The organism is Pseudomonas sp. Irchel 3A5 (assembly GCF_900187575.1).
GTDB lineage: Bacteria > Pseudomonadota > Gammaproteobacteria > Pseudomonadales > Pseudomonadaceae > Aquipseudomonas > Aquipseudomonas folii.
In genome coordinates, this window is the sequence record NZ_FYDU01000003.1 from 104508 (window position 1) to 116455 (window position 11948).

Consider the following 11948-nt stretch of genomic DNA (forward strand, 5'->3'; position numbering starts at 1 on the left):
CATGACCCCATCGCCCGCCCGTCTTGGTGATCTGTCGGTGGGGTTTGTTCACAGCCTGGCCAATGCGGTGCGCAGTTTCGGGCAGGATCCGCAACCATTGCTGGAGCAATATGGTCTGGATCAGGCAAGACTGGCCGAAGCCGAGGCGCGTTTGTCCATTCCGCGTTACATGCGCCTGGGTCATGCCGCGATTCAACTCACCGGGCAGCCTGGCCTTGGTTTGCGCATGGGTCGTTTGAGCCACATCAGCCAGTGCGGTCTTGCAGGTGTGACCGCGGCGCAAGCCCCTACCGTTCGCGAGGCCGCGCGTACGCTGATCCGCTTTGAAGCGCTGTACGGTTCCAATTATCGCGGCCAGTCGAGTTTTCACGAGGACGCCGAAGGTGCCTGGTTGAGGTTCTATTCGATCAGCCCGTACAACAGCTATAACCGCTTCGTGGTGGACTCGATTATCGCCAGTTGGCTGCAGCAACTTTCCAGCCTCAGCGAAACTGAAGTGCGTGCGGAAAAGATCGAGATTGAGTTCGAGGCTCCCGACTATGCCACCGATTATGCCGACCTGAGCGTCCAGCCCATTACCTTTGCCGCCGCCACCAATCAGCTGCGTCTGAACCAGCACATGTTGAGCCTGCGCAACCCGCAGCATTGCCCCAGTACCTGGACCCATCTGCTGCAGCTGTGTGAAAAAGAACTTGAGCAACTGACCCGCACCCGCAGCTTGCGAGAGCGCATCACTCGTCTGCTCGGGCCTTTACTCAATGGGGGAAGGGAACCGGATCTGGAGGAAATTGCTGCCAGACTGAAACTGCCGGCCTGGACTTTGCGGCGCAAACTGGCCGAGGAAGGTACAGGCTTTCGCAATATCCTCAACGACACACGGCGTGATCTGGCGATGACGTATATACGCGACACCGATCTGGCATTCGGGGAGATTGCCTACCTGTTGGGTTTCGCGTCTGCTGAAGCGTTTCAACGGGCCTTCAAGCGCTGGACGAGCCAGACGCCCGGGGAGTTTCGGCGTAGCCAGCGTGGGCAGGGTTGAATTATCTAAATTCGGTTGCGCTTTCCGTAGGAGCTCACGAGCAACGCGAGGCAGCGATGGCGGCTTGCCTGACACTCCGCCATCGCTGCCTCGCGTTGCTCGTGAGCTCCTACAGGCTAATCTTTGCCGCGCTCACAACTCAGTCGCATCATCCGCTGGCTCTGGCGGGTCCAGTTCAAATGCTTTGTATTCCAGCAATTCTTCTTGATAGTCGTCCATAACGCGTGCCCTCTTGGCTGTTCTTTAAATGACGTCATTCACTGACCACTGCCTTCACCATAAAGTGCCAAGGTGAAGGAAAAATGACTTGATCATTAAACATACGAGGCTCGGCAAACGTAATTTAGAATACGCAGGCACTCCCGCAGAACCGGCTTTAGCCGGTAAAGCGGTATTTATAACAATGAGGATGTAGTGACTTTACGGGCCTCCTCCCGGCTGAAGCCGGTCCTACGACAGATATTGCAGGCCTTGACTTGATCGAAGCATCCGCAATAGTCTTCAAGCCATGAACGTAACCAAGCATTTCGTCGGCCAGATTATTATTACCGCCATTCCAGTCATGGCGGGTTAGCCGACGCGTGCACCCAACCCGCCCAAGAGGCGGGTTTTTCTTGTCTCCTGGGCTAAAAAGTGAACCAGGAGTCAGACATGATCATTATTAAAACCGCCCTCTTCGCTTCTAAGGCTCAGCAAATCGTTACCCATGAAACGGGGCCGACGCGATGACCGACCTGCTCAATCACTACGCCCGCAAAATCCTCAACTCTCGCGTCTACGACGTGGCCGTGGAAACCCCGTTGCAGGGCGCTCGTCAGTTGTCCGAAAGGCTTGGCAATCAGGTGCTGCTCAAGCGCGAAGACTTGCAGCCCGTGTTCTCGTTCAAGATTCGTGGCGCGTACAACAAGCTGGCGCAGCTCAGCCCGGAAGAGCTGGCCCGGGGTGTCGTCACTGCCTCGGCAGGCAACCACGCGCAAGGTCTGGCGTTGGCGGCGAAAACCCTGGGCGTGGAAGCTACTATCGTGATGCCCAAGACCACGCCGGAAATCAAGGTCGAAGGCGTGCGTTCCCGGGGCGGTAAAGTGGTGCTGCATGGCGATTCCTTCCCTGAGGCGCTGGCCCATTCGCTGAAACTCGTCGAAGAAATGGGCTTCGTTTACATCCATCCCTATGACGACCCAGACACGATTGCCGGGCAAGGCACCGTGGCCATGGAGATTCTGCGCCAGCATCAGGGGCCGCTGGATGCAATTTTCGTCCCGGTGGGCGGCGGCGGTTTGATCGCCGGTATCGCGGCTTACGTGAAATACCTGCGGCCGGACATCAAGGTCATTGGCGTTGAGCCGGATGATTCCAACTGCCTGCAACAGGCCATGGCCTACGGCGAGCGGGTTGTGCTGCAGCAGGTCGGCCTGTTTGCGGACGGCGTGGCTGTGGCGCAAATTGGTGAGTACACCTTCGACATCTGCAGGCATTACGTCGACGAAGTGATCACGGTCAGCACTGATGAAATCTGTGCCGCGATCAAGGACATTTACGATGACACCCGCTCGATCACCGAGCCGTCAGGTGCCCTGGCTGTGGCCGGGATCAAAAAGTATGTCGAGCAGGAAGAAGTCAGCGGCCAGACATTCGTCGCCATCGACTCAGGGGCCAACGTCAACTTTGACCGCTTGCGTCACGTGGCCGAGCGCGCCGAGCTGGGTGAAGGTCGCGAAGCCATCATCGCCGTGACCATCCCCGAGCAGCCAGGCAGCTTCAAAGCGTTCTGCGAAGCGATTGGCAAGCGCCAGATCACCGAATTCAACTACCGTTATCACACCGACCGCGAAGCGCACATTTTTGTTGGCGTGCAGACGCATCCCTATACCGACCCACGTAAAGATCTGATCACAAGCCTCACCGAGCAGGGTTTCCCGGTCATCGACCTGACCGATAATGAACTGGCCAAGCTGCATATTCGGCACATGGTCGGTGGGCATGCCGAGCGGGTCAGTGACGAAGTGGTGTTCCGCTTTGAGTTCCCGGAGCGCCCGGGTGCGTTGTTCAACTTTCTCAACAAGCTGGGCGGCCAGTGGACCATTTCGATGTTCCACTACCGCAACCATGGCGCTGCGGATGGCCGTGTGGTCGCAGGGCTGGTGGTGCCTGAGGACGAGCGGCACCTGGTTCCGGCGGCGTTGGCCGAGATTGGCTACCCGTATTGGGATGAGAGCAAGAACCCGGCGTATAAGCTGTTTTTGGGCTAATGCAATTATCCTGGTAGGAGCGAACTTGTTCGCGAGGCGGCAGGCCTGCGTACGCAGGTGCATCACCTCGCGAACAAGTTCGCTCCTACCGGTGAGGCGGTGCACTTCTGGGTTATAGGGTGCGGCGGATGGCCGGGACTTTGCTGCCCGGCGTATAAGCTGTTTATGGCTAATAAAATGATCCCGGTAGGAGCGAACTCGTTCGCGAGGCGGCAGGCCTGCTTAAACAGGTCCATCGTCTCGCGAACAAGTTCGCTCCTACCGGTGAGGCGGTGCACTGCTGGGTTATAGGGTGCGGCGGATGATCGGGAAATTGCTGCCCGGCCTATAAGCTGTTTCTGGGCTAATACGGTGATCCCGGTAGGAGCGAACTTGTTCGCGAGGCGGCAGGCCTGCGTACACAGATGCATCATCTCGCGAACAAGTTCGCTCCTACCGGCGAGGCGGTGCACTTCTGGGTTGTAGGGTGCGGCGGATGGTCGGGAATTTGCTGCCCGGCGTATAAGCTGTTTCTGGGCTAATACGGTGATCCCGGTAGGAGCGAACTTGTTCGCGAGGCGGCAGGCCTGCTTAAACAGGTCCATCATCTCGCGAACAAGTTCGCTCCTACCGGTGAGGGCGGTGCGTCTCTGGACTATTGTGCCGGAGCAGCTTCAACCGGGGTTTCCTCGGCAGGCATGGGTTCAGCCTGGATCGACTCTGTCGGCGCTGCCGGTGCAGGCACTGGCTGGCTGGATTCAACGGCCGGCGCGGATGTCGTCTCTGCTGCCGGTGCAGGAGCGGCCGCCGGTGCCGGCTCAACTAATGCCGCCGGTTTTGGCGCAGGCACTGTTTGCTCGGGCACGCCCAAGGCTGCCTTTGGGGTCTCCTTGATATTGGCGGCTTTTTTCGCTTCAGGCGGCATGAAGTTGTCCACCAGCGTAAAGAAGCGATCGTAGAACTTGTCCGACGCAACAGTTTCGCTGGCCACCTTGACCATCGAATCATCGGTGGAGCCGATCGGCATCGACACCGAACCCAGCACGCCAACACCCAGGCTGGCAGAATTGTTGGTCTTCTTCAGGGCGTAGCGATCCTGAAGGGCGTTGGCAAATACGGTCGAGCTTTTGTCAGTGGTGTCATCAGCAGCGCACACCACGTTGAAGCTGATCTGCATGTGAGTCTCGCCAGTTTGCTGGAAGCTCTTGTTGCCGCTGATCATCTTCGGGTCACTGCTGGTGATGATGTAACCCTGGCTCAGCAAGGCGCGACGGGCTGCTTCGCAGGAGGCTGAATCACTGACCGGGTAAGTCCTCGAAAACGTCCCCGCGTCGTCAAAATTCTCGTGCTCGTAGACTGCGGTTTTTTTCGAGGAACAGCCCGCGATCGCCAACAAGGCAACAGCGCAGCATGCGGTACGAAAGTTAACTAAGTTAGGCATCAAGGATCCTGGGTAGAAACGGTCCGCAAGACGGCGGACTGGAAAACGTCGGTAAGTCTGCAACAAGGCACGCGCAGGATCAACGCGCAGATGGAAAGGATCTTGTTACAAACCGCCACGTCACGGCCTTTCGAGATAGTGGCAAGAGGCCAAATAAATGATCGTTCCAATCACAAATGAATGAAACGATCAAAATTACTTGCCTTTTGTGATCGTTTTAATCATTGTGGACCTCACTAATAATAAAACGAGAATCCCACCATGCAATTTCGCGGCATTATTCCAGCCCTGGTTACGCCTTTTACCGCTGATCAGCAGGTTGACCACCACGCCCTCCGCGCTCTCGTCGAAAACCTCATTCAAGCAGGGGTGCACGGGCTTTTCGTGCTCGGCACCAATGGTGAGTTCTTCACTCTTTCAGAAGCTGAAAAGCTGGAAATCGCCCGCGTAACCGTTGAGGCGGCGGCGGGTCGAGTGCCGGTGGTGATCGGCACTGGTGCCTTCGCCACCCGTGAAGTGATTGAAATGAACAAAAAAGTGACGGATATAGGCGCAGACGCCCTCTCCGTCATCACGCCCTATTTCAATGCCATCAGCCAGAATGAGCTGATCAGGCACTATGAAACCATCGCTGATGCATCGAGCCTGCCTTTGATGATGTACAACATTCCGGCCAAGACCGGCATGTCCATTGGCATTGGCGCCGTTGCGGCCCTGCATCAACACCCGATGATCAAAGGCATCAAGGACAGCGCCGGTAACTTCGATGCGCTGGTGCAAATGATGAAATACCGCAGCGACGACTTCGCGGTCTTTGCCGGTACTGACTCGCTGATCTACTGGAACCTGCTGGCCGGTGGCGATGGCGCAATTGCCGCGACCGCCAACGCGGTGCCTGATCTGGTCATGTCGATCTGGAACCACTTTCAGGCGGGCAACCACGACGCTGCGCGGGTTGCCCAGGAAGCCTTGCGCCCACTGCGCGACGCCTTCGCCATGGGCACCATGCCTGTGGTGCTGAAAAAAGCCACCGAATTGCTCAACCTCCCGGTTGGACCATGTCGCGCCCCCGTGCAGCCACTGGATGCTGCCGCCGTGCAAAAACTGGAAACCCTGCTCGCGGTTTACCGCTGACTCGCCAGGAGACGCGCTGATGTCGACTTATCATTTCCAAACCGTCAAACACGTCATTCACGGCCCTGGTAGCCTTGATCAACTGAGTGAAAAACTGCCGCTGCTCGATACACCACTGCGCAACGTCGTACTGGTCACGCAAAACGCCATGCACAACCTGGGCGTGACCGAAAAAGTCAGCGCCCAGCTGACAGCCGCCGGTATCGCCGTGCATATGATCGACAACGTCGAAATCGAACCGACGCTGGAAAACATCGAGCGGGTCTTTCGTGAGGACGTTGCACCTCACGCACCCGATGCATTGATCGCCATTGGCGGCGGTAGCGTGCTGGATGCCGCCAAGCTGTTTTCGGTGATGCTGACCAATGACACGCCGCTGCGCGATTTACTCGGTGTCGATAAAGTCAGCCATCCCGGCAAACCCATGGTGCTGGTGCCGACCACTTCGGGCACCGGCTCGGAAGTGACGCCCAACGCCATCGTCACCCTGCCCGATGAAGAGCTGAAAATTGGCGTGGTGAGCCGTCACTTGCTGCCCACTCTTGTGATCCTCGATCCATTGCTAACAATCAGCCTCCCGCGCAGCATCACTGCTGCAACGGGTATGGACGCCTTCGTGCATTCGCTGGAGTCGTTCATCTCGACCAAGGCTAACCCGATCAGTGATGCCTTCGCGCTGGAATCCATGCGGTTGATTGCAGGCAGCATCGTTGAGGCCTACCAGCAACCGGATTCGGTCCGCGCACGGGGCGACATGTTGCTCGGTTCGATGTACGGCGGCCTGGCCCTGACCGCGGCAGGCACCGCGGCCGTGCATGCCATGGCCTATCCGCTGGGCGGCAAGTTTCATGTCACCCACGGCGTGGCCAACGCCATGTTGTTGCCACACGTGATGGCCTTCAATCTGGACAGTTGCGCGGAACGTTTGAAACGCGCCGCCTGCGTCTGCGGGGTGGCAGAAGCGCAGGACAGCGATGAAGTCGCCGCGCAAAAGCTGATTCAGCAAATCCGTGAATGGACCGCCACCCTGAACATCCCTCAGGACCTGCGCGAGTTTGGCGTCGGCGAGGAGCACCTGGCTGACATGGCGGTAGCCGCATCAAAAGTCACTCGCTTGATGGCCAACAACCCCAAGGCCCTGAGCCTGACCGACATCGAAACGCTTTACCGGTGCCTGCTGCCATGAGCGCCGCCAACCTGTCGGGCTTGTTGATCATTGCCGACGACTTGTCTGGCGCCGCCGATTGCGCAGCAGGTTTCGCCCGGCGACTGGCGACCGAGATTGTGTTCGACGCACACACTCTCCCATCAAGCGCCGCGGTGGTTGCTGTAGACGTGGATTCGCGACGACTTGATCCGGGCGCAGCGGCGAAAGCCAATAGCGCGGTATTGCAGCAGCGTCAGTACGCCAACAGAGCGCTGTACAAGAAAATCGACTCGACGTTGCGCGGTAATGTCGCCAGCGAAATCGCTGCGCTACAGGTACATCGGGGCCTGGCCATCGTCGCCCCGGCCTTCCCGGCCATGGGCCGCACCACGCAAGACTCGGTGCAGTTGGTCAACGGTATCTCAGTGGCCTTGAGCGATGTATGGCGCAATGAACATCTGCTCGGTACCGGCAACCTGCTGGAAAGCCTCAGTGCAGAAGGCTTGCGTTGCGCAGCGATCAATCTCGACACCCTGCGCGACGAAACAGCACTGAGCAACGCACTGGATCAAGCGCTGCACAACAAGGTGCAGGCACTGATTTGTGATGCCCTGACCGACACAGACCTGCAACGTCTGGCCCGCGCAACGGCGCCGCTGTATCGCCAGTTGTTCTGGGTCGGTTCCGCAGGTCTGGCCCATCATCTGCCAGAGGCTTTGGGTCTGCCCGCTTCTGGCGACATGAACGTACAAGGCCGTGCACCAGTGCTGACCGTGGTCGGCAGCATGTCTCAGCACTCGCAGCAACAGGCCCGGACACTGGCAGAGCACAGTGGCTGTTTCTGCCTGGAAATAAACGCCGCCACGTTGCTCGATCCCGCTCGGCATGAGCAGCGTGAACAGCTGATCACCCTGCTCTATCTGCGGCTGGCCAATGGTGAGGACAGCTTGCTGACCCTGAGTCAGGAAGAACGTGATCCATCCGTCGCGGCCCCCCTCAGCAATGCCCTTGCCGAATGGTTGAAACCTGTCATTGCCGTGACGGGCTCGCTGATCGCCACCGGCGGCGAAACCGCCCGGGCCATTCTCACGGCTGCGGGCATCGATCGCCTTGAGGTTCAAGGCGAACTGGCCCCCGGCGTTGTGCTTTCCCGAACCGAAACCGGCTTGAACGTGGTGACCAAAGCCGGCGCTTTCGGCCAACCGGACACCCTCTCAATCGCCTGGCAACAGCTTCATGGCCGCGGCACTTCCAGTACGGTCGCGCCCCACATTAAAAAGGAAATCCATCATGTCTGAACGTCCCGTGATCGGGATCACCATGGGCGATGCCGCCGGTGTGGGTCCGGAAATCATCATGAAAACCCTGGCTCATCAGTCGGTGTACGACAGCTGTCGGCCGCTGGTGATCGGGGATGCCAAACGTCTCGAAGACGCCAACCGGATTGTCGGTGGCAGCTTGCGCGTCAACAGCATCGCCTCCCCGGCCAATGCGCGTTTTGAGCTGGGCACCGTGGACTGCATCGATCTGGGCCTGATCCCGGCGGACATGCCCTACGGCAAGCTGTCGGCCGTGGCGGGCAACGCCGCGTTTCGCTACATCGAGCGCACTGTGCAATTGACTGAAAGCGGCGAGCTGGACGCGATCTGCACCGCGCCACTGAACAAGGAAGCGTTGCATGCAGGCGGGCATATTTTCCCCGGACACACGGAAATGCTCGCGCACCTGCTGGGCATCGAGGAAGTCTCGATGATGCTGATGACGCCGACCTTGCGCGTCATTCACGTCACCACCCACATGGGCATCATCGATGCCATCGCCAAAATCGAGCCGGGCCTGGTCAAGCGAACCATCGAGCGCTGCCGGGAAACCCTGACACGCGCTGGTATCGAAAATCCGCTGATCGCAGTCTGCGGCATCAACCCGCACGCCGGTGAAAACGGCCTGTTCGGTTATGGCGAAGAAGAAACCAAAATCCAGCCAGCCATCGATGAACTGCGCGCCCGGGGCTGGCGTGTGGAAGGTCCGCTGCCTGCCGACACGTTGTTCTTCCGCGCCGGACGCGGCGATTTCGATGCAGTGGTTGCCATGTATCACGACCAGGGCCACGGCCCGGTGAAAGTCATGGGGCTGGAAGCCGGGGTCAACGTCACCGTCGGCCTGCCCGTGATCCGCACCTCGGTCGACCATGGCACGGCGTTCGACATCGCCGGTAAAGGCATCGCCGACGAACGCAGCCTGATCGAAGCCTTGCGCCAGGCCGTTGAGCTGGCAACCCGCAAGCGGGAGACGCGCCAGTCCGTAGCTGTTTAAAACAGCACAATCCCTGAAGTCCTCTGAAACAACGCGCCACAAAAACAACAATGGAGCGAAATGATGGAAACCTTCAACTCGCAGGACACTGCGATCATCATCGGCATGGTCGTCGTTTACATCGTCATTACCACCTGGATGAGTCTGCGACTGCGCAGCAAAACCAGTGAGCAATACATGGTCGCCGCACGAACCATGCCCGCCTTCGTCGTCGGTATTCTGATGATGTCGGAATTCATCGGTGCCAAATCCACGGTCGGTACGGCTCAGGCTGCGTTCGAAAGTGGCTTCGCCGCCTCGTGGTCAGTGATCGCCGCTGCCATTGGCTTTCCGCTGTTCGGCCTGCTCATGGCCCGCAAGCTCTACAACTCGGGCGAGTTCACCATTTCCGGGTTCATCGCCAAGAAGTATGGCAATTCCACCAAGCTGGCCGTGTCGATCATCATGATCTACGCCCTGTTGCTGGTGAACGTCGGTAACTACGTCAGTGGCGCAGCAGCGATTGCTACAGTAATGAAGATCAACCTGCCTACTGCCGCGTTTATCACCGCAGTCATCAGCACCCTGTATTACGTGTTCGGTGGCCTGAAAAGCGTGGCCTATATGAGCATTCTGCACACTGGCGTGAAGTACATCGGCGTGATGATCGTGCTGTATGTGGCCCTGAATTTGACGGGCGGATTCACCCCGGTGATCCAGAACATGCCTGAACACTACTTCACCTGGGACGGCGCCATCGGCGGCTCGAAAATCATGGCGTGGATCATCGGCACTGTCGGCGCGATCTTCTCCACCCAGTTCATCATTCAGGCGATTTCTTCGACGCCGAACTCGAAAGCAGCACAACGCTCGACGTTCTACGCCTCGCTGCTGTGCATCCCGATTGCGCTGGCCCTGGGCTTCATTGGTGTCGCGTCCAAATACCTGCATCCGGACATGGGCAGCCTGTACGCCCTGCCTGTTTTCCTGCAGTCAATGAGTCCGGTTCTCGCGGGCGTAGTGACCATTTCTCTGGTCGCCTCGATCTTCGTCAGTGTCAGCACCGTCGCCCTGGCCATTGCTTCGCTGGTAGTGCGGGACTTCTACGTGCCGATGCGCAAGCCATCGGTGGATCGCGAACTCAAGGCCACACGTTTTATCGCGCTGATCATCGGCTTTGTACCGCTGTTCTTTGTGTTCTTCGTGCCTGAAATCCTCAACCTGTCGTTCTTCACCCGTGCGCTACGCCTGTCCATCGCCGTCGTGGCCATGATCGCCATTTATCTGCCGTTCTTCGGCTCGGGCCGTGGCGCGACACTGGGCCTGATCGCCTCGTCCATCACCACCAGCGTCTGGTACCTGCTGGATAACCCATACGGCATCGATAACATGTACATCGCCCTGATCACCCCGGCCATCGTCATTGCCGTGGAGCGTCTGTTCCCGCAAGCGATCGCTCGCAATCAGGATAAATCCGGCAACGACAAACAAGGGATTTCCCATGCCAATCAGTGAGCAACGTCAGGACGCCTTTCTGCCAACGCCTTATGCGCAGAACCATGCCGCGAACCTGCATGAACTGGAAGACGGCACGGTGCTGTGCACCTGGTTCGCCGGAACCCAGGAAGGTATGGCCGACATTTTCGTGCTGCTTTCACGCCGCGATCCGCAGACCGGTGTCTGGAGCGAACCGGAGAAACTGTCTCAGGATGACACTCGCTCCGAGCAGAACCCGATCCTGTTTCAGGCCCCGCAAGGTCCTTTGTGGCTGATCTGGACCGCGCAGATTTCCGGCAATCAGGAGACGGCGATCATTCGCCGTCGCCTGTCTGAAGATCAGGGCGAAACCTGGGGCCCGGTGGAAACCCTGTTCGATGAGCCGGGCACCTTTGTGCGCCAGCCCCCGGTGGTGCTGGATAACGGCGACTGGCTGTTGCCGGTCTGGTATTGCATCACCCTCCCCGGCGAAAAATGGATCGGTAATCATGACGTCAGCGCGGTAATGATTTCCAGCGATCAAGGGCAAAGCTGGTCGCGCCATGACGTCCCGGACAGCACCGGTGCCGTACACATGAACGTTCATCAGCTGGCCGACGGCAGCTTGCTCGGCCTGTTTCGTAGCCGCTGGGCTGACTCGATCTACAGCAGCCGCTCGACGGATCGCGGCCGAAGCTGGAGTGCACCGGTTGCCACGGAGCTGCCCAACAACAACTCTTCGATCCAGTTCGTGCGGCTCAACACTGGCGAACTGGCGCTGGTCTACAACCCGGTCAGCGCCGAGGGCCACAGCCAGCGCCGGGCGTCGCTGTACGACGAAATCGAAGATGAAGGCGACGACCGTGTGACACCGGGGCAGAGCGCTGATGGCAAGAGCGCAGTGTGGGGCATCCCCCGCGCACCCATGAGCCTGGCGCTGTCCCATGATGACGGACAAAGCTGGCCGGTGCGCCTGGACCTGGAGTTGGGGGATGGTTTCTGCCTGACCAACAACTCTCAGGAAAAACTCAACCGCGAATTCTCCTACCCGAGCATCATTCAGGCCCGGGATGGCAGCCTGCATGTGGCGTTCACGTACTTCCGGCAGAAGATCAAACATGTGCATTTGCCGTTGGCGGCCGTGCGCTGAATCAAACAAAAAAATTCATTGAATGGATGCGATTTATA

General features: G+C 58.6%; 9 protein-coding genes. 8 read left to right on the forward strand and 1 reads right to left on the reverse strand.

All coding sequences use genetic code 11. From position 1 onward, the window contains the following. Position 1 precedes the first annotated feature (1 nt). Both CKW31_RS05315 and ilvA read left to right on the forward strand, forming a co-directional pair. Positions 2 to 1042, forward strand: coding sequence for an AraC family transcriptional regulator (locus CKW31_RS05315; RefSeq protein ID WP_095093363.1), 1041 nt, complete (start codon positions 2 to 4; stop codon positions 1040 to 1042). A gap of 725 nt (positions 1043 to 1767) precedes the next feature. After that, positions 1768 to 3291 carry a threonine ammonia-lyase, biosynthetic gene (gene ilvA, locus CKW31_RS05320; protein WP_095093364.1) on the forward strand — a complete coding sequence of 508 codons (1524 nt, stop codon included), beginning with the start codon at positions 1768 to 1770 and terminating at the stop codon, positions 3289 to 3291. Positions 3292 to 3925: 634 nt separating this feature from the next. Here ilvA and CKW31_RS05330 read toward each other — a convergent pair. Beyond that, a complete protein-coding gene (locus CKW31_RS05330; RefSeq protein ID WP_095093366.1) occupies positions 3926 to 4711 on the reverse strand; it encodes a DUF2242 domain-containing protein in 786 nt (261 codons plus the stop codon). 261 nt (positions 4712 to 4972) lie between these two features. On the opposite strand from CKW31_RS05330, the gene dapA reads away from it, so the two are divergent. The 6 genes from dapA (at position 4973) to CKW31_RS05360 (ending at position 11910) form a co-directional block, all read left to right on the forward strand. Next, a complete protein-coding gene (dapA, locus tag CKW31_RS05335; protein ID WP_095093367.1) occupies positions 4973 to 5845 on the forward strand; it encodes a 4-hydroxy-tetrahydrodipicolinate synthase in 873 nt (290 codons plus the stop codon). 16 nt (positions 5846 to 5861) lie between these two features. Continuing rightward, the gene (locus CKW31_RS05340) at positions 5862 to 7031 is read left to right on the forward strand and encodes an iron-containing alcohol dehydrogenase (protein WP_095093618.1); all 1170 of its coding nucleotides are present in this window, start codon (positions 5862 to 5864) and stop codon (positions 7029 to 7031) included. Further along, positions 7028 to 8290, forward strand: a complete 1263-nt coding sequence (locus CKW31_RS05345) for a four-carbon acid sugar kinase family protein (RefSeq protein WP_095093368.1) — start codon at positions 7028 to 7030, stop codon at positions 8288 to 8290. The genes CKW31_RS05340 and CKW31_RS05345 overlap by 4 nt, the downstream gene beginning before the upstream one ends. Then, positions 8283 to 9305 (forward strand): 4-hydroxythreonine-4-phosphate dehydrogenase PdxA, encoded by a 1023-nt coding sequence (gene pdxA, locus CKW31_RS05350; protein WP_095093369.1) that lies wholly within the window; start codon positions 8283 to 8285, stop codon positions 9303 to 9305. Before CKW31_RS05345 ends, pdxA begins: the two co-directional genes overlap by 8 nt. Before the next feature lie 63 nt (positions 9306 to 9368). Further along, the gene (locus CKW31_RS05355; protein ID WP_095093370.1) at positions 9369 to 10799 is read left to right on the forward strand and encodes a sodium:solute symporter family protein; all 1431 of its coding nucleotides are present in this window, start codon (positions 9369 to 9371) and stop codon (positions 10797 to 10799) included. Then, positions 10786 to 11910, forward strand: coding sequence for an exo-alpha-sialidase (locus CKW31_RS05360; RefSeq protein WP_095093371.1), 1125 nt, complete (start codon positions 10786 to 10788; stop codon positions 11908 to 11910). Before CKW31_RS05355 ends, CKW31_RS05360 begins: the two co-directional genes overlap by 14 nt. Positions 11911 to 11948 lie beyond the last annotated feature (38 nt).

Excerpts from the sequence above, each read along its gene's own strand:
- CKW31_RS05315 (WP_095093363.1), top strand. The coding sequence starts at position 2 with ATGACCCCATCGCCCGCCCGTCTTGGTGATCTGTCGGTGGGGTTTGTT.
- ilvA (WP_095093364.1), top strand. The coding sequence starts at position 1,768 with ATGACCGACCTGCTCAATCACTACGCCCGCAAAATCCTCAACTCTCGC.
- CKW31_RS05330 (WP_095093366.1), bottom strand. The coding sequence starts at position 4,711 with ATGCCTAACTTAGTTAACTTTCGTACCGCATGCTGCGCTGTTGCCTTG.
- dapA (WP_095093367.1), top strand. The coding sequence starts at position 4,973 with ATGCAATTTCGCGGCATTATTCCAGCCCTGGTTACGCCTTTTACCGCT.
- CKW31_RS05345 (WP_095093368.1), top strand. The coding sequence starts at position 7,028 with ATGAGCGCCGCCAACCTGTCGGGCTTGTTGATCATTGCCGACGACTTG.
- pdxA (WP_095093369.1), top strand. The coding sequence starts at position 8,283 with ATGTCTGAACGTCCCGTGATCGGGATCACCATGGGCGATGCCGCCGGT.
- CKW31_RS05355 (WP_095093370.1), top strand. The coding sequence starts at position 9,369 with ATGGAAACCTTCAACTCGCAGGACACTGCGATCATCATCGGCATGGTC.
- CKW31_RS05360 (WP_095093371.1), top strand. The coding sequence starts at position 10,786 with ATGCCAATCAGTGAGCAACGTCAGGACGCCTTTCTGCCAACGCCTTAT.